Origin of the sequence: Metapseudomonas resinovorans, from assembly GCF_002003485.1 — a bacterium.
In the GTDB taxonomy this organism is placed as follows: Bacteria; Pseudomonadota; Gammaproteobacteria; order Pseudomonadales; family Pseudomonadaceae; genus Metapseudomonas; species Metapseudomonas resinovorans_D.
On sequence record NZ_BDMA01000095.1, the window covers coordinates 94,956 to 112,585 of the forward strand.

Annotated in this window: 19 protein-coding genes; 13 read left to right on the top strand and 6 right to left on the bottom strand. The window is 61.7% G+C overall.

Annotated elements, in window-relative coordinates:
• Positions 1-26 precede the first annotated feature (26 nt).
• From ispF to rpoS, 6 genes are all read left to right on the top strand, one after another.
• Complete coding sequence (ispF, locus tag MnOB_RS27410; RefSeq protein WP_077527695.1) at positions 27-500, top strand: 2-C-methyl-D-erythritol 2,4-cyclodiphosphate synthase; 474 nt, start codon at positions 27-29, stop codon at positions 498-500.
• Entirely contained in the window at positions 497-1,555 is a 1,059-nt protein-coding gene (gene truD / locus MnOB_RS27415; protein ID WP_077527696.1) for a tRNA pseudouridine(13) synthase TruD, read from the top strand. The genes ispF and truD overlap by 4 nt, the downstream gene beginning before the upstream one ends.
• On the top strand, positions 1,543-2,292 hold the full coding sequence (gene surE, locus MnOB_RS27420; RefSeq protein WP_077527697.1) for a 5'/3'-nucleotidase SurE: 750 nt from the start codon (positions 1,543-1,545) through the stop codon (positions 2,290-2,292). Before truD ends, surE begins: the two co-directional genes overlap by 13 nt.
• On the top strand, positions 2,292-2,969 hold the full coding sequence (locus MnOB_RS27425) for a protein-L-isoaspartate(D-aspartate) O-methyltransferase (protein WP_077527698.1): 678 nt from the start codon (positions 2,292-2,294) through the stop codon (positions 2,967-2,969). Before surE ends, MnOB_RS27425 begins: the two co-directional genes overlap by 1 nt.
• 160 nt (positions 2,970-3,129) lie before the next feature.
• Positions 3,130-4,002: a peptidoglycan DD-metalloendopeptidase family protein gene (locus MnOB_RS27430; RefSeq protein ID WP_077527699.1), complete on the top strand. Its 873-nt coding sequence runs from the start codon at positions 3,130-3,132 to the stop codon at positions 4,000-4,002.
• A gap of 107 nt (positions 4,003-4,109) precedes the next feature.
• Positions 4,110-5,114, top strand: a complete 1,005-nt coding sequence (gene rpoS, locus MnOB_RS27435; RefSeq protein WP_077527700.1) for an RNA polymerase sigma factor RpoS — start codon at positions 4,110-4,112, stop codon at positions 5,112-5,114.
• Between the two features lie 529 nt (positions 5,115-5,643).
• Here rpoS and fdxA read toward each other — a convergent pair.
• Positions 5,644-5,967 (bottom strand): ferredoxin FdxA, encoded by a 324-nt coding sequence (gene fdxA, locus MnOB_RS27440; protein WP_077527701.1) that lies wholly within the window; start codon positions 5,965-5,967, stop codon positions 5,644-5,646.
• Between the two features lie 140 nt (positions 5,968-6,107).
• A complete protein-coding gene (mutS, locus tag MnOB_RS27445; RefSeq protein WP_199824609.1) occupies positions 6,108-8,681 on the bottom strand; it encodes a DNA mismatch repair protein MutS in 2,574 nt (857 codons plus the stop codon).
• Between the two features lie 70 nt (positions 8,682-8,751).
• On the opposite strand from mutS, the gene MnOB_RS27450 reads away from it, so the two are divergent.
• The 3 genes from MnOB_RS27450 (at position 8,752) to recX (ending at position 10,867) form a co-directional block, all read left to right on the top strand.
• On the top strand, positions 8,752-9,264 hold the full coding sequence (locus MnOB_RS27450) for a CinA family protein (RefSeq protein ID WP_077527703.1): 513 nt from the start codon (positions 8,752-8,754) through the stop codon (positions 9,262-9,264).
• Positions 9,265-9,351: 87 nt separating this feature from the next.
• Positions 9,352-10,398 carry a recombinase RecA gene (gene recA, locus MnOB_RS27455; RefSeq protein ID WP_077527704.1) on the top strand — a complete coding sequence of 349 codons (1,047 nt, stop codon included), beginning with the start codon at positions 9,352-9,354 and terminating at the stop codon, positions 10,396-10,398.
• A 7-nt stretch (positions 10,399-10,405) separates the two neighbouring features.
• A complete protein-coding gene (recX, locus tag MnOB_RS27460) occupies positions 10,406-10,867 on the top strand; it encodes a recombination regulator RecX (protein ID WP_077527705.1) in 462 nt (153 codons plus the stop codon).
• Between the two features lie 77 nt (positions 10,868-10,944).
• Here recX and MnOB_RS27465 read toward each other — a convergent pair whose 3' ends face one another.
• Together MnOB_RS27465 and MnOB_RS27470 are read right to left on the bottom strand one after the other, a co-directional pair.
• Positions 10,945-12,024, bottom strand: coding sequence for an LOG family protein (locus MnOB_RS27465; protein ID WP_077527706.1), 1,080 nt, complete (start codon positions 12,022-12,024; stop codon positions 10,945-10,947).
• Positions 12,025-12,255: 231 nt separating this feature from the next.
• On the bottom strand, positions 12,256-12,669 hold the full coding sequence (locus tag MnOB_RS27470) for a quorum-sensing-regulated virulence factor family protein (RefSeq protein ID WP_077527707.1): 414 nt from the start codon (positions 12,667-12,669) through the stop codon (positions 12,256-12,258).
• Positions 12,670-12,878: 209 nt separating this feature from the next.
• On the opposite strand from MnOB_RS27470, the gene MnOB_RS27475 reads away from it, so the two are divergent.
• Positions 12,879-13,589 (top strand): tRNA-uridine aminocarboxypropyltransferase, encoded by a 711-nt coding sequence (locus MnOB_RS27475; RefSeq protein ID WP_077527708.1) that lies wholly within the window; start codon positions 12,879-12,881, stop codon positions 13,587-13,589.
• Here the strand turns inward: MnOB_RS27475 and MnOB_RS27480 are convergent, their stop codons facing one another.
• Positions 13,590-14,570: a DMT family transporter gene (locus tag MnOB_RS27480; RefSeq protein ID WP_371580492.1), complete on the bottom strand. Its 981-nt coding sequence runs from the start codon at positions 14,568-14,570 to the stop codon at positions 13,590-13,592.
• A gap of 127 nt (positions 14,571-14,697) precedes the next feature.
• Here MnOB_RS27480 and erdR point away from each other — a divergent pair, with 127 nt between their 5' ends.
• Both erdR and MnOB_RS27490 read left to right on the top strand, forming a co-directional pair.
• The gene (erdR, locus tag MnOB_RS27485; protein WP_077527710.1) at positions 14,698-15,348 is read left to right on the top strand and encodes a response regulator transcription factor ErdR; all 651 of its coding nucleotides are present in this window, start codon (positions 14,698-14,700) and stop codon (positions 15,346-15,348) included.
• Between the two features lie 71 nt (positions 15,349-15,419).
• On the top strand, positions 15,420-15,785 hold the full coding sequence (locus MnOB_RS27490) for a diacylglycerol kinase (RefSeq protein WP_077527711.1): 366 nt from the start codon (positions 15,420-15,422) through the stop codon (positions 15,783-15,785).
• 3 nt (positions 15,786-15,788) lie between these two features.
• On the opposite strand, the gene MnOB_RS27495 is transcribed toward MnOB_RS27490, so the two are convergent.
• Positions 15,789-16,715: a LysR family transcriptional regulator gene (locus tag MnOB_RS27495; protein WP_077527712.1), complete on the bottom strand. Its 927-nt coding sequence runs from the start codon at positions 16,713-16,715 to the stop codon at positions 15,789-15,791.
• Positions 16,716-16,847: 132 nt separating this feature from the next.
• On the opposite strand from MnOB_RS27495, the gene fpr reads away from it, so the two are divergent.
• Entirely contained in the window at positions 16,848-17,627 is a 780-nt protein-coding gene (gene fpr, locus MnOB_RS27500) for a ferredoxin-NADP reductase (protein WP_077527713.1), read from the top strand.
• The last annotated feature ends 3 nt before the right edge of the window (positions 17,628-17,630 follow it).

Sequence of the window (17,630 nt, forward strand, 5' to 3'; positions counted from 1 at the left end):
CCTGACTTTTCAGGGCGTTCTTCTCTATGCGAATTGGCCACGGCTACGACGTACACCGCTTCGGTGAAGGCGACTTCATCACCCTTGGCGGCGTGCGTATTTCCCACAAGTTCGGGCTGATCGCCCATTCCGACGGCGACGTTCTGCTGCATGCGTTGTCCGATGCCCTGCTTGGCGCAGCCGCGCTCGGCGACATCGGCAAGCATTTCCCCGACACCGATCCACGGTTCAAGGGCGCCGACAGCCGTGCGCTGCTGCGCCATGTGCTGTCCCTGGTGAAAGCCAAGGGCTGGAAGGTCGGCAATGTCGACGGAACCATAGTGGCCCAGGCACCGAAGATGGCTCCGCATATCGAGGCCATGCGCGCCAACATCGCGGCTGATCTGGAAGTCGACCTGGACCAGGTCAACGTCAAGGCCACCACCACCGAGAAGCTCGGCTTCACGGGGCGCGAGGAGGGCATCGCCGTACACGCGGTAGCCCTGCTGCTGCCGGTATGAACGAACTCGAACTGCTGGGCCCGCGAGCCCATGGCGAATCCCTCGGGCAGGCTCAACTGAAAGCTGTGGCCGAGGATTTCCAGGTTGATGAAGTGCTGGACATTCCACTGGAGGGCGAGGGCGAGCACCTGTGGCTCTGGGTGGAGAAGCGCGAGTTGAACACCGAGGAAGCCGCGCGGCGTATCGCCCGTGCCGCCGGCGTGCCCTTGAAGGTGGTCAGCTATGCCGGTCTGAAGGACCGTCAGGCGTTGACGCGCCAATGGTTCAGCCTGCACCTCCCAGGCAAGGCCGATCCGGATCTGTCTGCGGCCGAGAATGCCAACCTGCGGATACTCAAGAGCGTCCGCCACAAGCGCAAGCTGCAACGCGGAGCCCATTCGGCCAACGGCTTCACCCTTCGCCTGACTCGCCTGGTTGCCGATCGAGAGGCACTGGACGCGAGGCTGAAGCAACTGGCCGAGGCCGGTGTGCCCAACTATTTTGGCCTGCAGCGCTTCGGTCACGGCGGAGGCAACGTGGTGGACGCCCGCGCCTTCGCCGAGCGCAAGGAACTGCCGGTGCAGCGCAATCTCCGTTCGCGTTTGCTCTCTGCGGGCCGCAGCTTCCTCTTCAACCGGGTGTTGGCCGAGCGCATCGCTGACGGCACCTGGAACCAGGCCCAGGTCGGTGATCTGCTGGCTTTCACTACCAGTCGCAGCTTCTTCCCGGCAGGCGAGTCCGACTGTAGCGACCCCCGTCTTGCCGAGCTGGATTTGCATCCGACGGGGCCGTTGTGGGGGGAGGGCGCATCACCTGCCCAAGGGCAGCCCCAAAAGCTGGAAGCGGCGGTTGCCGCGGCGGAGCCGGCACTTTGCCACTGGCTGGCCGAAGCGGGAATGGCGCACGAACGGCGCATCCTCCGCCTCCCCATCGGCGGCCTGACGTGGCATTATCCCGAGCCTGACGTTCTGCAACTGGAATTCGTCCTGCCGGCTGGATGCTTCGCCACCGCAGTGGTGCGTGAGCTCGTCGATCTGCTGCCGGCAGGGCAGACGGAAAACCCATGCGCATTCTGATTTCCAACGACGACGGGGTGAACGCACCCGGTCTGGCCGCTTTGCATGGTGCGCTCAAGGATTACGCCGAATGCGTGGTCATCGCACCGGACCAGGACAGGAGCGGCGCCAGCAGTTCCCTGACACTGGATCGCCCGCTTCACCCCAGTACGCTGGATAACGGTTTCATTTGCCTCAATGGCACGCCGACCGACTGCGTCCACCTCGGGCTCAACGGCATGCTGGAGCAATTGCCGGACATGGTGGTTTCGGGGATCAACCTCGGCGCCAACCTGGGTGACGATGTGCTCTATTCCGGGACCGTAGCCGCGGCTCTGGAGGGGCGCTTCCTCGCCTTGCCCGCCTTCGCCTTCTCGCTGGTGTCGCGCCAGGTCGACAACTTGCCGGCCGCCGCGCATATCGCGCGCCGGCTGGTGGCTGCGCATGATCAGCTCGACCTGCCGCCTCGCACCGTACTCAATGTGAACATTCCCAACCTGCCCCTCGAGCGCATCAAGGGTATCCAGCTGACCCGCCTGGGCCATCGTGCACGGGCTGGTGCGCCGGTGAAGGTAGTCAACCCCAGGGGAAAGGAGGGATATTGGATATCAGCCGCGGGCGACGCTGAAGACGGCGGGCCTGGTACGGATTTCCATGCGGTGATGCAGGGTTACGTGTCCATCACGCCCCTGCAGCTCGATCGGACTTTCAACGAGGCCTTCGAAGGTCTCGATAGCTGGTTGGAGGGCCTGCTCTGATGTCTCGGGAACAGGATGACCTGATGCGCCGTGGGATTGGCATGACTTCCCAGCGCACTCGCGAGCGCCTTATCCAGCGCCTGTACGAGGAAGGGCTGTCCAATGCCCGTGTGCTCGAGACCATTCGCCGGACACCGCGCCACCTCTTCGTCGACGAGGCCTTGTCCCATCGTGCCTACGAGGACACCGCGCTGCCGATCGGCCACAACCAGACCATCTCGCAGCCTTACATGGTCGCTCGGATGACCGAGCTCCTGCTGGCCGCGGGGCCGTTGGACAAGGTGTTGGAGATCGGCACCGGCTCGGGCTATCAGACGGCGATCCTCGCGCAGCTGGTCGAGCGAGTGTTTTCCGTCGAACGTATCCAGGTCTTGCAGGACAAGGCCAAGGAACGCCTGGCAGTGCTCAACCTGCGCAACGTCGTATTCCGCTGGGGGGATGGCTGGGAAGGCTGGCCTGCGCTGGCGCCCTACAACGGCATCATCGTGACGGCGGCGGCGGCAGATGTTCCCCAGGCGCTGCTGGATCAGCTGGCTCCGGGCGGGCGTCTGGTGATTCCGGTGGGAGCGGGAGACGTCCAGCAACTGATGCTGATCATTCGCGAAGAGCAGGGCTTCACGCGCCACGTGCTCGACGCCGTACGCTTCGTGCCGCTACTCAGTGGTCCGCTCGCCTGAGCGCGCTATCAGGGAACCTGCGTCGAGGGCAACTTTCTGATGCACCGCCAAGCGGTCTTCCTGCGGCACTTTGTGCGGCAGGCGACTGGCTCGTTCGGATATTTCCGGCACAATAATCAAGACCTTCGAATGTTGGGAAAAGGGGACAAGAGTGAGCCTGATGGCCATTCGGCAGTGGATTCGCATGGGGAATGGGCTCGCATGGGTGCCCGCATTGGCCGTCGGCATCCTGCTTGCCGGCTGCTCCAGTACCCAGAAAGATGGTGTCAGCGTCGTCGACCGCAATCATTCGGGGGCGACTGGCGCCCAGCGGCAACCCGTCACCAGCGGTCAATACCGCGTCCAACGCGGCGATACCCTCTATTCGATTGCCTTTCGTTTTGGCTGGGACTGGAAAGCCCTGGCTGCGCGTAACAGCATTCCTGCGCCCTACGTGATTCGCCCCGGCCAGATCATTCGTTTCGACGGCAAGGCGGGCCAGGCTCGCCCGACTGCAGTCGCTACGGCGCCTGCAGTGACCAATCCAAGGACGGGTAGCAGCACCGTTCCCACGCGCCCGCCGGTGCAACCCCAGCAACCGGCTGTCCGCCCGCAACCGCAAACGCCGCAACCCGTCGCGACTGCGCCTGTATCTACACCAAACGCGTCTACTACGCGCTCTGCAGCTGGTTGGGTATGGCCCGCGAGCGGCCCGCTGATCGGCCGTTTTTCGTCAAACGGAAGTTTGAATAAAGGGATTGATATCGCTGGGGAATTAGGCCAGCCTGTCTTGGCTGCGTCAGATGGATCAGTTGTTTATGCCGGAAGTGGACTACGGGGCTACGGCGAATTGGTCATCATCAAACACAGCGATACCTACGTAAGCGCCTACGGTCATAACCGCAGGCTACTGGTACGGGAGGGACAGCAGGTCAAGGTCGGGCAGACAATTGCCGAGATGGGCTCAACGGGAACTGACCGGGTGAAGCTTCATTTTGAAATTCGCCGTCAGGGTAAACCCGTAGATCCGCTGCAATACCTGCCACGTCGTTGACCCGCTATCGGCCCGTTCCACCTACGTGGTAAGGACGGGCTCGGGCGGCGCCAGGGATATAAGGCTTCGCCAGGGCTTGTTGTCGAACTCAGCAAGGGACAACAACAATGGCACTCAATAAAGAAGCGCCGGAGTTTGACGTCGATGACGAACTGCTCCTCCTGGAGCCGGGCGTCATATTGGACGATGCGTTGAGCGAGGAGAACGACGCGCCTCTGCCTACCGCGAAATCCCGGCATTCAAGCTCGCCAAAGCAACACAAGTACATCGATTACACCCGCGCGCTCGATGCGACTCAGCTATACCTCAACGAAATCGGCTTTTCCCCCCTGCTAACCCCGGAAGAAGAAGTGCACTTCGCGCGCCTCGCGCAGCGTGGTGATCCTGCCGGGCGCAAGCGCATGATCGAAAGCAACCTCCGCCTTGTGGTGAAGATCGCGCGACGTTACGTCAACCGCGGTTTGTCGCTGCTCGACCTGATCGAAGAGGGCAACCTCGGCTTGATCCGGGCGGTAGAGAAGTTCGATCCGGAGCGGGGCTTCCGCTTCTCTACCTATGCGACCTGGTGGATCCGTCAGACCATTGAACGGGCCATCATGAACCAGACGCGGACCATCCGCCTGCCGATCCATGTGGTGAAGGAGCTCAATGTCTATCTGCGAGCTGCTCGTGAGTTGACCCACAAGCTGGATCACGAGCCTTCGCCTGAAGAAATCGCCAATCTGCTGGAAAAGCCGGTCGACGAGGTCAAGCGCATGCTCGGTCTCAACGAGCGGGTGACTTCGGTGGATGTTTCGCTCGGCCCGGATTCCGACAAGACCCTGTTGGACACCCTGACCGACGACCGTCCCACTGACCCTTGCGAGTTGCTGCAGGACGATGATCTCTCGCAGAGCATCGACCAGTGGCTGTCCGAACTGACCGACAAGCAACGAGAAGTGGTTGTTCGCCGCTTCGGATTGCGTGGCCATGAAAGCTGCACGCTTGAGGAAGTGGGCCAGGAGATCGGCCTGACCCGCGAGCGGGTGCGGCAGATCCAGGTCGAAGCGCTGAAACGGCTTCGGGAAATCCTGGAGAAGAATGGCTTGTCCAGCGATGCCCTGTTCCAGTAAAGCTGGAACAGAACGAAAGAGCCCGGCATAGGCCGGGCTTTTTTATGACCGATGAAAAGCGTGGGCCGGGGGAGGCAGCAACTGTGATCTTGGTGTCTTCCATTGAGTAACGCCCTGCGACGTCCACTTTTGTGCATCGCTGTGTAAGTCATTGCTTACAGGCTATGTACGTTATCAGAGGAACTTGCTGGTCGTAATTGGTGGAAATCAGCGAAAGATATTTTTTAACGTATTGATTTATAAGGATTTTATTTTTATTTCTGGGATTCTTTTACCCACCGGTGCGGCAAACTGCCAACTTGCTGGAGGCGTCTGGATCGCTAATATCTCCCTTGCGTACAGGATGTACGCGGGTTGATAAGGACTTCGACCAGGACATCGCGGGATGCGATTCATCAGGATGATGAGCAAGGAATACAGGGAATAGGGACAAAAGAGTGGGCGGGTATCCCCCGCCCCTTTTTTTCGCCCGCAGGAAAGCAAAAGGCCCGCAGATGCGGGCCTTTTTGCGTTTGGATGCGTAGACGAATCAGCGCTCCAGCTGCTCCAGCTTGCCTTTGACGCCATCCCATTCTTCGGCGTCGGCCAGGGCGTCTTTCTTCTCGGTGATGTTCGGCCACACTTCGGCCAGATCACGGTTCAGCTCGATGAACTCCTGCATATCCTCAGGCACTTCATCCTCGGAGAAGATGGCTTGCGCGGGGCATTCAGGCTCGCACAGTGCACAGTCGATGCACTCGTCCGGGTGAATGACCAGGAAGTTCGGGCCTTCGTAGAAGCAGTCCACCGGACAGACTTCCACACAGTCGGTGTATTTGCATTTGATGCAGTTGTCGGTGACGACGAAGGTCATTTCTATTCTTCTCCTCAAGCGGCGGCTCGGAAGCCTTCTATATCTGGCTTCTCGGCTCGGGAACTCACGGTACCGGGTAGGCTGAATCCCGGGTGCACTCCAGAGCGCGCGGGATTCTAGCAGCTTGTTTGGTTAAGGGGTTAGAGGCGTGACTTCAGTGTATATAACAGCTCCAGCGCTTGCCGGGGCGTCAGATCATCCGGCTTGATCTTCGCCAATTCGTCCAGCACAGGGTGGGGCAGGCTGGCGAACAGGTCGCTCTGCATGGGGGCGCTCGGCTGACCAGGGTCCTGTCGTGGGGCGTCATGGGGCAGGCTGGTGGTTTCCAGCCGCGCCAGATGCTCGCGGGCACGCTGGATGACGCCGCCCGGAACACCCGCCAATTGCGCTACCGCCAGGCCATAGCTCTGGCTAGCCGGCCCCGGCAGTACATGGTGCAGGAACACGATGCGCTCTTTGTGTTCGGTGGCATTCAGATGGACGTTCGCTACCACCGGCTCAGCTTCCGGCAGGACGGTCAGCTCGAAGTAATGGGTAGCGAACAGGGTGAAGGCGCGCAATCGAGCCAGGTGTTCGGCTGCCGCCCAGGCCAGCGAGAGGCCGTCGAAGGTGCTGGTACCGCGGCCCACTTCGTCCATCAGCACCAGGCTGCTGGCACTGGCGTTGTGCAGGATGTTGGCCGTTTCGCTCATCTCCACCATGAAAGTGGAACGGCCGCCGGCCAGGTCGTCGCTGGAACCGATGCGGGTGAAGATGCGGTCCACCAGTGACAGCTCGCAGCTGGCCGCAGGCACAAAGCAGCCAATGTGGGCGAGCAGGACGATCAACGCTGTCTGGCGCATGTAGGTCGACTTACCGCCCATGTTCGGGCCGGTGATGATCAGCATGCGGGTGGCGTCATCCAGGGCCAGGTCGTTGGCCACGAAGGGCGTGTCCAGTACCTGTTCCACCACCGGGTGACGACCCTGGTTGATGCGCATGCAGGGTTCGTCGACGAAGCGCGGTCGGTTCAGGTCGAGGTTCAGCGCCCGCTCGGAGAAGTTGCTCAGCACGTCCAGTTCAGCCAGGGCGGCGGCGGTATCCTGCAGCGGTGCCAATTGCTCGATCAGCAGTTCCAGCAGCTCGTCATAGAGCATCTTTTCACGCGCAAGGGCGCGGCTCTTGGCCGACAGCGCCTTGTCTTCGAAGGCTTTCAGCTCTGGCGTGATGAAGCGCTCGGCGCCTTTCAGCGTCTGGCGACGGATGTAGTCCGCGGGTGCCTGTTCGGCCTGCACGCGCGGCAGTTCGATGAAATAGCCGTGAATGCGGTTGTAGCCGACCTTGAGGTTGGGCAGGCCGGTACGGGCTTTTTCCCGCGCTTCCAGATCCATCAGGTACTGGCCGGCGTTCTCGCTAAGCGCCTGGAGCTCATCCAGTTCGGCGTCGTATCCGGTCTTGATCACGCCGCCGTCACGGATCACCGCCGGCGGGTTTTCAATAATGGCGCGAGCCAGCAGGTCGGCCAGTTCCGGATAGGTGCGGATGCTACCGGCCAGGTCCTGCAGGTGAGGGGCTTCCAGTTCGGTCATGGCGCCTTGCAGTTGCGGCAGGGCAGCGAGGGCGTCACGCAGGCGGGCCAGGTCACGGGGGCGAGCATTGCGCAGGCCAATACGGGCGAGGATGCGTTCGACGTCGCCGATTTCTTTCAGCTGCGGTTGCAGGCTTTCGAAACGGTAACGGTCCAGCAGGCAGTCGATGGAGTCCTGACGCGCTACCAACACGGCACGGTCGCGCAACGGGCGGTTCAGCCAGCGGCTCAGGAGCCGGCTGCCCATGGCCGTCTGGCAACGGTCGATCACAGATTGCAGCGTGTTGTCGCGACCGCCGGAGAGGTTGACGTCCAGTTCCAGGTTGCGGCGGCTGGCAGCATCGAGGATGACCGTATCATCGATGCGCTCGTGGCGCAGGCTGCGCAGATGGGGCAGGGCAGTACGCTGGGTCTCCTTGGCGTAGCCCAGAAGACAGCCGGCGGAGCCTATGGCGAGGGTCAGGGTTTCGCAGCCGAACCCCTTGAGGTCCTGTACACCGAACTGCTGGCAGAGGCTTTTCCTGGCCGAGTCGCGGTCGAAATCCCAGGGCGCACGGCGGCGGACACCGCGGCGCTTTTCGGCCGGCAGGCCCTGAGGCCAATCATCCGGTATCAACAACTCGGCAGGGTTCAGGCGCTCCAGTTCGGCCAGCAGGTTTTCCCAGCCCTTGATTTCCTGCACGGTGAAGCGGCCGCTGGTGATGTCCAGCACGGCGAGTCCGAACAGACGCTCATCGCCCAGCACGGCAGCGAGCAGGTTGTCGCGGCGTTCATCTAGCAGCGCTTCGTCGCTGATGGTGCCGGGGGTGATGATGCGAACCACCTGGCGTTCCACCGGCCCTTTGCTGGTGGCGGGATCGCCAATCTGCTCGCAAATGACCACGGACTCGCCAAGCTTTACCAGTTTGGCCAGGTAGCCTTCCACCGAATGGAAAGGGATACCGGCCATGGGAATCGACTTGCCTGCCGATTGGCCGCGCGCGGTCAGGGTGATGTCGAGGAGCTTGGCGGCTTTCTTGGCGTCCTCATAGAAGATCTCGTAGAAGTCGCCCATGCGATAGAACATCAGCTGGTCCGGGTGCTGATTCTTCAGCCTCCAGTACTGCTGCATCATGGGTGTGTGTTTGCTGAGATCGCTCTGACTCATTGGCTGGCCTTGCGTGCAAAAGGCGCTAGTGTACGGTATCCCGTTGGCCCGCTTTAACCCCGGAGTGCACATGTCTGTTACCGATGAAGAGCTGACTTCCCTGGCCGCCAGGCTGGGTGAGGAACTGAAGGCGCGTGGCGAATCGGTAAGCACCGCGGAATCCTGTACCGGTGGTGGGATCGCAGAAGCCATTACTCGCATTCCCGGTAGCTCGGCCTGGTTCGAGGCGGGCTATGTCACTTACTCCAATGCGCAGAAGACCGAGCAATTGGCAGTGTCGGCGGCGTTGTTTCCGCAGGTGGGGGCCGTGAGCCAGGAGGTGGTCGAGTCAATGGTGCATGGCGCCCAGCAACGCAGCGGCGCACGTTTTGCCGTGGCGGTCAGCGGCGTGGCTGGACCGGATGGGGGCTCGCCGGAAAAACCGGTCGGTACGGTGTGGCTGGCGTGGGGCAATGGAAATGACGTCGAGGCTGTACGCCGCCATTTTCCGGGCGATCGCCTGGCCGTACGCCGACAAACCGTCGCGGAAGCGCTCAGGGGGCTGATCCGACTAGCTGCAGGAGAAAAAGCCGTTCAGGGGTAGGCGAGCGACTTGCCCTATGGAATAATACTGTCTACTTATACAGTTGTTGGTGGCCGCCAGGCCCTCTTGATTTTAGTGAGGACTTCAATGGACGAGAACAAGAAGCGCGCCTTGGCTGCTGCCCTGGGCCAGATCGAGAAACAGTTCGGCAAGGGTGCGGTCATGCGCATGGGCGACCATGATCGCCAGGCCATTCCGGCTATTTCCACCGGTTCCCTCGGCCTGGACATCGCGCTTGGTATTGGCGGCCTGCCGAAGGGCCGTATCGTAGAAATCTACGGTCCAGAATCCTCCGGTAAAACCACCCTGACCCTCTCCGTCATCGCTGAAGCCCAGAAAATGGGCGCTACCTGCGCCTTCGTCGACGCCGAACACGCCCTGGATCCGGACTACGCCGGCAAGCTCGGTGTGAATGTCGACGACCTGCTGGTTTCCCAGCCGGATACCGGTGAACAGGCCCTGGAAATCACCGACATGCTGGTGCGCTCCAACGCCGTTGACGTGATCATCGTCGACTCCGTGGCTGCCCTGGTACCCAAGGCCGAAATCGAAGGCGAGATGGGTGATTCCCACGTCGGTCTGCAAGCACGCCTGATGTCCCAGGCCCTGCGCAAGATCACCGGCAACATCAAGAACGCCAACTGCCTGGTCATCTTCATCAACCAGATCCGTATGAAGATCGGCGTGATGTTCGGCAACCCGGAAACCACCACCGGTGGTAACGCCCTGAAGTTCTACGCTTCCGTGCGTCTCGACATCCGCCGTACCGGCGCGGTGAAAGAGGGCGAGGAAGTCGTGGGCAGCGAAACCCGCGTCAAGGTTGTGAAGAACAAGGTGGCCCCGCCTTTCCGCCAAGCCGAATTCCAGATCATGTACGGCAAGGGTATCTACCGTACTGGCGAGATCATCGACCTGGGCGTGCAGCAAGGCCTGGTGGAGAAATCCGGCGCCTGGTACAGCTACCAGGGCAACAAGATCGGCCAAGGCAAAGCGAACGCCGCCAAGTACCTGGAAGACAACCCGGAAGTTGGCAGCGCCATTGAGAAGATCATCCGCGAGCGTCTGCTGGTCGACTCCTCTGCCAACAACAAGTCGGCAGCTACTGCTGACGACCTGGCCGACGTAGACCTCTGATCCTCCCATGCCCGTTGTGCTCGACAGCCCCGCCGCAGTGCGGCGGGCCGCCATGGACTTGCTGGCGCAGCGCGAACACGGGCGAGTCGAGCTGACGCGTAAGCTGCGTCAGCGCGGCGCTACTCCCGAGTTGATCGACAGCGCCCTCGACCGTTTGACGGAAGAGGGCCTGCTCTCCGAATCCCGCTATCTCGAAAGTTTCATCGCCAGCCGCGCCCGCGGTGGCTATGGGCCGCAACGCATTCGTGAAGAACTGGCCCAGCGCGGTCTTCCACGCAGTGATATCGACCAGGCCTTGCGCGAGGCTGACGTCGATTGGAGCGAGCAGCTTCGCGAGGTCTGGCGTCGCAAGTTCAATCGGCAGCCGCAGGACGCTCGTGAGCGTGCCCAGCAAGGCCGTTTTCTCGCCTACCGTGGCTATTCCATGGAGATGATCAGCCGTCTCCTGCGTGGTAGTACCGACGACTGATTTTCCTGAACGCAGCCTTGAGCCATGCGCGAATGCGCATGGCTGGTTGCTGGGCGGGATTGATTACGCTCGGAGGATCAGACGTTGCTGGCCCAGTGTTGCGGCAGGTTGATGAAGTCGATCAGCTCGCGCAGGCGGCCATGGTCACGGCCATTGAAGCGAAATGCCAGGCGCATGAGATCATTGAACTCCGGCTCATCCTTCTCCGACTCCAGATAGGCCTGCTGACTGAAGTCGCCTTCCAGACACAGGTCGGCAAACTGCTCCTGAATCTGGTCGAGTGCCCTTCCGCTGAGCGGATGATTCATGCGAATCACAAAGCTGTTCTTCAGCCAGCGACTGGAATGATAGTTGCGGTAGAACTGTGCGATTTCTGCTGCGGCTTCGTCCGCATTGCGCACCAGGCGCATCAAATTCATGTCGCTGGGCAAGATGTAGCGGTTGCGTTCCAGTTGCTCGTGGAGGAATCCGATGGCGTCCTCCCAATAGCTACCATCCGGTTCGTCCAGCAATACCACCGGGACGACTGGGCTCTTGCCGGTCTGGATCAGGGTCAGCACTTCCAGCGCTTCATCCAGCGTGCCGAAGCCACCCGGACACAGCACCAGCGCATCGGCTTCCTTGACGAAGAACAGCTTGCGTACGAAGAAGAAGTGGAACGACAACAAGTGCTCGGTGCCGTCGACCGTTGTGTTGGCGTGCTGTTCGAAGGGGAGGGTGATATTCAGCCCGAGGCTGTTTTCCAGTCCCGCACCTTCATGGGCTGCGGCCATGATGCCGCCGCCGGCGCCGGTGATGACCATCAGGTCGCGCTTGGCCAGTTCAGCACCCAACTGGCGGGCCAGGTTGTAGACCGGATGGCCCTCAGGGGTCCGCGCGGAACCGAACACGGTGACTTTACGACGCCGTTTGAACTGCTCCAGTACGCTGAAAGCGTGCTCCATCTCGCGCAGGGTCTGCAGCATGATCTTGGCGTCCCAACGATTACGGTCAGCCTGTGCCATGCGCACGACGGTAATCAGCATTTCGCGGTAGAGCGCGAGGTTGGGACTGCCGCTGGGAACGGTAAGGTTGATCAGCTCATCAACCTTCTGGGTCAGATCGATTCCACTGGTCTGGAAGTGCCGGGAGAGATAATCGTCCGGATCATAAGGCATAGCATTCTCCTTGCTCATCAACATCTCTGAGCAGCTCTGCTGGTTATGTCCGGAATCCGGGCGACCCAGTCGAGCCGCTCAACTACAGCTTGCGGCAGGGAACGGATCTTTTCCAGCTAACCGTCGCCTGAATGTACAGCGGCAAAAAGTCCGGAGGATTGCGCAGCGGATCGGCTGTCAGGGACGAGGAAGGAGGAGGCGCTCCCGAAGTTGGGAGCGCCGCGCAAGCGATCAGTTGGTCCTGGCCTTGAGACCGCAGTCCTTGGCGGTGAAACGCTCGGAAGTAACCGGGCGGTTGGTCTTGTATTCACTGAACTCGTAACGCAGGCCGGCGCCGCGTGCCAGCAATTGACGGTAGCCGGTATTGCGGCAAACGCTGGCGCCCAGTTGTGCGCGTACGGCATCAGGGTTTGCGCGCATCTGCGCGGCATGGCCCTCGCGTACGCTGAGGTGGTTCACCAGTTCGTTGCCATCCACCGTGTAGCCCTGGTCGAGAATGTCCTCGTTGATTGCGCGGGGCGTGCCGGCGCTGCTCTCCTTGGCCACTTGCTCGAGCATCTTGCTGAGCTCGAAGTCCTTCAGGGAGGCGGCCTGGGCGAACAAGGGCAGGGACGCGCAGAGGGCGAGGGCGGTGAGGCGCAGCATGGAAATCTCCTAACGAAAAGTAGCTGTTTGACCAGCGCGGCAATTGTGCGTTCGCAGGCAAGGCTTGTCGCGTGGAAAATCTGCCGCATCCGGCCGACGGCGCGTCACGGCGCCTCTGGTAGAATCGTTCGATCCTTTCCGACCATTCTGACGCGCAGGCCGCCATCCGGTATGCGGGTCGAGCAGCTGCTGTATTGGAATCCGCTTCGATGAGTCACGCCGTTTCCCGCCTGCGCGCCGATTGCCTTGCGCGCAGCACCCGTCCCTTTGTGGCCCGTGGGTCGCGTTCGCCACGCTGCCCGGGGTGCAGGGTCGCCTTCGAATATTGCTTCTGCGCCTGGCGTCCCACGGTCCAGGTGCGTTCCGGTGTGTGCCTGATGATGTACTACTCCGAGCCGATGAAGCCGAGCAACACCGGCTGGCTGATCGCTGACCTCGTGCCTGACACCTGGGCGTTCGGCTGGTCGCGTATCGAGGTGGACGAGGCGTTGCTCGCCTTGCTGGAAGACCCGAAGTGGCAACCTTATCTGGTGTTCCCCGGTGAGTACGCGGCGCCTGAGCGCGTGGTGGACAGCGTCGAAGTGGCGGAGGGCAAGCGGCCACTGTTCATTCTGCTCGATGCCACCTGGACCGAAGCGCGCAAGATGTTCCGCAAGAGCCCCTATCTGGACCGCTTTCCGGTGCTCAGCCTGACGCCGGAGCAGATTTCCCGCTATCAGTTGCGCCGCAGGAAGAACGAAGAGCACCTGTGCACCGCCGAAGTCGGCGCGCTGTGCCTGGAGCTGGCGGGTGATGAGCAGGCCGGGGGCGCGCTGAACGCCTATCTGGATGTGTTCACCGAACGTTACCTGGGCGCCAAGCACAAGCTGCCTCTGGACGAGGCAAGCCCGGCGCACCTGGCGCTCAGCGCCTTCCTCTGATCAGGCTTCGGCCTTGGCCGGGGTCGCCTCGGTTTCGCGTTTCTGTGGCCAGAGCTGGGCCACCAGCATGCCGGTGAACATCAGGGCACAGCCGAAGTAGCCGCGCGCGTGCAGGGACTCATCCAGCAGCAGGGCCCCTGCGATGGCGGCGAATACCGCCTCCAGGGACAGGATGATGGCGGCGTGGGAAGCGATGGCATGGCGCTGCGCAACCACCTGCAGGGTGTAGCCGATGGCAACGGCGATGACGCCGCCATAGAGAATGGCCGGTCCGGCCTGGAGGATGGCGTCGAACCGGATCTCTTCGAACACGACCGCCAGCACCAGGCTGACCACCGCGCACACGGCGAACTGCAGGATGGACAGGCGGATCGGGTCGTAGCGGCTGGCGAAGAAGCCCACCAGCAGCACATGCACACCCCAGACGCAGGCCCCCGCCAGTTGCAGCCAGTCACCGGATGCCACGTGGAACCCTTCACCGACGCTGAGCAGGAACATGCCGACGACCGCCAGGCTGGCCCCCAGCCAGGTTCCCATGCCGGTCCGATGGCCGAGGAAGAGTCCCAGCAGCGGCACGATGATGACGTAGAGGCCGGTGATGAATCCGGAGTTGGTGACGCTGGTGAAGAGCAGGCCCACCTGCTGCAGGTTGATTCCCAGCGACAGCGCCAGGCCCATCAGCAGGCCGCCGAGCAGCATGCCGCGATTGAGCGGTTGCTTGACGGCTGGCTTGGGCAGTATCAGCAGCAAGGGCAAGAGAATCAGTGCGCCAAGGGCGAAGCGCAGGCCGGTATAGAGGAAGGGGCCGATCGCATCCATACCCAGGCGCTGGGCGACGAAAGCTGCGCCCCAGATGGCGGCAGTGATCAGCATCAGGATATCGGCGCGCAATGCTTGGCTTCGCATGGTGTTTCTCGACGGGAAAAGCCGGGAACTTTGCCGCAAAGCGTTCGACTTGACCACCCCGTCCCGGCTCGGCATTCTGAGCGCCGCTTTACGGCCTGCCCGTATCAAGCTTCGGGTCCTGGTCAGCGTATCCCGTTGTGCCGAAATGCCTCTCCACACCCCAGAGAGGCGTGTCTGGGCCCATTACAAAAAGGACATGCCCATGGCCTCATACGAAATTCTCATCGCCGATGACCACCCGCTGTTCCGCAGCGCCCTGCAGCAAGCCCTGACCCTGGGCCTCGGGCCTGATGCGCGACTGGTGGAAGCGGCGAGTATTGCCGAACTCGAGAGCCGGCTGGCTGAGCGTGCTGACTGGGATCTGGTCCTGCTCGACCTGAACATGCCTGGCGCCTATGGCTTCTCCGGGCTGGTGCTGCTGCGTGGCCAGTACCCGCAGATTCCCGTCGTGATGATCTCTGCCCAGGAAGAAGCGGCGGTCGTCGCACGTTCCCGCGAGTTCGGTGCGAGTGGCTTCATTCCCAAGTCCAGCCCGCTGGAAGTGATCCAGAGCGCGGTGCGTGCGGTACTCGATGGCGACACCTGGTGGCCGCCGCAGCTGCAGGAAGCCCCGGCCCTGTCCGACGAAGCCAAGGCTGCAAGCGAAGGCCTCGCCAGCCTGACACCCCAGCAGTTCCGCGTACTGACCATGGTCTGCGAAGGGCTGCTGAACAAGCAGATCGCTTTCGAGCTGCATGTCTCCGAAGCCACGGTGAAGGCTCACGTAACGGCCATCTTCCGCAAGCTCAACGTTCGCACCCGCACTCAGGCCGCACTGCTGCTGCAACAGATGGAATCGATTCCTTCGGCCTGAGCCCGGGCATTTCACGCAAATTTGAAGCGCGTTGCGTTAGGCTGCGCGCTCCTTTCAAAAGCCCTTCTCCTATGTCGCCATTCAAAGGCCAGACCGGCCTCAAACGCATCCTCAATGCCGCAGGCTATTCGTTCGACGGCCTGCGCGCCGCCTTCACCGGCGAAGCCGCTTTCCGCCAACTGGTGCTGCTCAATGTGGTGCTGATTCCGCTTTCGTTCTTCCTTGATGTCAGTCGTGGCGAACGCGCGCTGATGATCGGTGCCTGTCTGCTGGCGCTGATCGTCGAATTGCTGAACTCGGCCGTGGAAGCGGCCATCGATCGCATCTCGCTTGAACGCCATCCGCTGTCGAAGAATGCCAAGGACATGGGCAGTGCGGCGCAGTTCACGGCGCTGACCCTGATCACGGCCGTCTGGGCAACCATTCTCCTCGGGTAATCCTCAGGCTATCGGTGGCAGCACGATCTCGTCGCTGCGGTTAACGCCTGCGGTCAGCTCCCGGCACTGTTCGAGAAACTCGCGCATGGCTGCCGTCTGGAATTTCTGCCGGTGCCAGATGAAGTAGAACTGCCGGCGCAAATCGATGTCCGGGGTTTCCAGCGGCACCAGGCTGCCGCGGCGAAAGGCATCGCGCAGGGCCAGGCGCGAGATGCAACTGATGCCCAGGCCCGACTCCACCGCACGCTTGATTGCCTCGGTGTGTTCGAGTTCCAGCCGGATGTTCAGCGGAGTAGGGTGATGACGCATGGCCTGGTCGAAGGTCAGCCGTGTGCCGGAACCGCGCTCGCGAAGGATCCAGGCCTCGCGGCTCAGCTCCTCCATGCTCGCCTGGCCCTTGGCTGCCAGCGGGTGCCGAGGTGCGCAGAACACCACCAGTTCATCTTCCACCCAGGGCACGACTTCGATATCCGGGTGCTGGCAGTCGCCTTCGATTAGACCCAGATCAAGTTCGTACAGAGCGATCTGCTGGACGATATTCGCCGTGTTCTGCACATGCAGACTTACTTGGCATTCCGGGTGGCGTTGCATGAAGGCGCCGATCAAGAGCGTGGCTAGATAGTTGCCCACAGTGAGTGTGGCGCCGACATCAAGGGACCCGAAGCCCGTCTTGCCATTGAGCAGATCCTCGATCTCGCGCGCCTGGTCCAGCAGAGCCACGGCCTGGGGCAGCAACTGGCGACCGAGGGCGCTGAGACTGAGGCGCTTGCCTGCCCGGTCGAACAGCTGGCAGCCGGATTGGCGTTCCAGTTCGGTCAGTGAAGTACTGGTCGCCGATTGCGACAGCGACAACTGCTCCGCAGCACGGGAAACGCTTTCCTGCTGTGCGACGGCGACATAAACCTGCATTTGTCTGAGAGTAAATCGCATATCTATATAACCGATAACCTATATCTTGATAATTCAGTTAACAGATATTGTGGCGGTCATTACAATGTCGCGCAATTGCGCCCCCTGACCTGTGCGGCGCTGGCGAATTCCCAAACTTTCGGAGCCCCGTAAATGAGCAACATGAACTCCGAGCGCATCCTCAGCGTTCATCACTGGAACGACACGCTGTTCAGCTTCAAGTGCACCCGCGATCCGGGCCTGCGCTTCGAGAATGGCCAGTTCGTCATGATCGGCCTGCAACAGCCCAGCGGCCGTCCGCTGATGCGCGCCTACTCCATCGCCAGCCCGAACTGGGAAGAGCACCTCGAGTTCTTCAGCATCAAGGTGCCGGATGGTCCGCTGACCTCCCAGCTGCAGCACCTCAAGGAAGGCGACGAGATCATCATCAGCAAGAAGCCCACCGGCACCCTGGTCCTCGATGACCTGAATCCCGGCAAGCACCTGTACCTGCTGAGCACTGGCACGGGCCTCGCGCCCTTCATGAGCGTGATCCAGGACCCGGAAACCTACGAGCGTTTCGAGAAGGTCATCCTGGTCCACGGCGTACGCTACGTGAACGAAGTCGCCTACCGCGAGTTCATCACCGACCACCTGCCGAAGAACGAATTCTTCGGTGAGGCCGTCAAAGACAAGCTGATCTACTACCCCACCGTGACCCGCGAACCGTTCGAGAACCAGGGCCGCCTGACCGATTTGATGCGCAGCGGCAAGCTGTTCGAGGACATCGGCCTGCCGCCGATCAACCCTCAGGATGACCGCGCGATGATCTGCGGTAGCCCGAGCATGCTCGACGAGACCAGCGAAGTGCTCGACAGCTTCGGCCTGAAGATCTCCGCGCGTATGCGCGAGCCGGGCGACTACCTGATCGAGCGCGCCTTCGTAGAGAAGTAAGCC

Coding starts and splice junctions, on each gene's coding strand:
- ispF (WP_077527695.1), top strand. CDS start 27: ATGCGAATTGGCCACGGCTACGACGTACACCGCTTCGGTGAAGGCGAC.
- truD (WP_077527696.1), top strand. CDS start 497: ATGAACGAACTCGAACTGCTGGGCCCGCGAGCCCATGGCGAATCCCTC.
- surE (WP_077527697.1), top strand. CDS start 1,543: ATGCGCATTCTGATTTCCAACGACGACGGGGTGAACGCACCCGGTCTG.
- MnOB_RS27425 (WP_077527698.1), top strand. CDS start 2,292: ATGTCTCGGGAACAGGATGACCTGATGCGCCGTGGGATTGGCATGACT.
- MnOB_RS27430 (WP_077527699.1), top strand. CDS start 3,130: ATGGCCATTCGGCAGTGGATTCGCATGGGGAATGGGCTCGCATGGGTG.
- rpoS (WP_077527700.1), top strand. CDS start 4,110: ATGGCACTCAATAAAGAAGCGCCGGAGTTTGACGTCGATGACGAACTG.
- fdxA (WP_077527701.1), bottom strand. CDS start 5,967: ATGACCTTCGTCGTCACCGACAACTGCATCAAATGCAAATACACCGAC.
- mutS (WP_199824609.1), bottom strand. CDS start 8,681: ATGAGTCAGAGCGATCTCAGCAAACACACACCCATGATGCAGCAGTAC.
- MnOB_RS27450 (WP_077527703.1), top strand. CDS start 8,752: ATGTCTGTTACCGATGAAGAGCTGACTTCCCTGGCCGCCAGGCTGGGT.
- recA (WP_077527704.1), top strand. CDS start 9,352: ATGGACGAGAACAAGAAGCGCGCCTTGGCTGCTGCCCTGGGCCAGATC.
- recX (WP_077527705.1), top strand. CDS start 10,406: ATGCCCGTTGTGCTCGACAGCCCCGCCGCAGTGCGGCGGGCCGCCATG.
- MnOB_RS27465 (WP_077527706.1), bottom strand. CDS start 12,024: ATGCCTTATGATCCGGACGATTATCTCTCCCGGCACTTCCAGACCAGT.
- MnOB_RS27470 (WP_077527707.1), bottom strand. CDS start 12,669: ATGCTGCGCCTCACCGCCCTCGCCCTCTGCGCGTCCCTGCCCTTGTTC.
- MnOB_RS27475 (WP_077527708.1), top strand. CDS start 12,879: ATGAGTCACGCCGTTTCCCGCCTGCGCGCCGATTGCCTTGCGCGCAGC.
- MnOB_RS27480 (WP_371580492.1), bottom strand. CDS start 14,570: ATGCCGAGCCGGGACGGGGTGGTCAAGTCGAACGCTTTGCGGCAAAGT.
- erdR (WP_077527710.1), top strand. CDS start 14,698: ATGGCCTCATACGAAATTCTCATCGCCGATGACCACCCGCTGTTCCGC.
- MnOB_RS27490 (WP_077527711.1), top strand. CDS start 15,420: ATGTCGCCATTCAAAGGCCAGACCGGCCTCAAACGCATCCTCAATGCC.
- MnOB_RS27495 (WP_077527712.1), bottom strand. CDS start 16,715: ATGCGATTTACTCTCAGACAAATGCAGGTTTATGTCGCCGTCGCACAG.
- fpr (WP_077527713.1), top strand. CDS start 16,848: ATGAGCAACATGAACTCCGAGCGCATCCTCAGCGTTCATCACTGGAAC.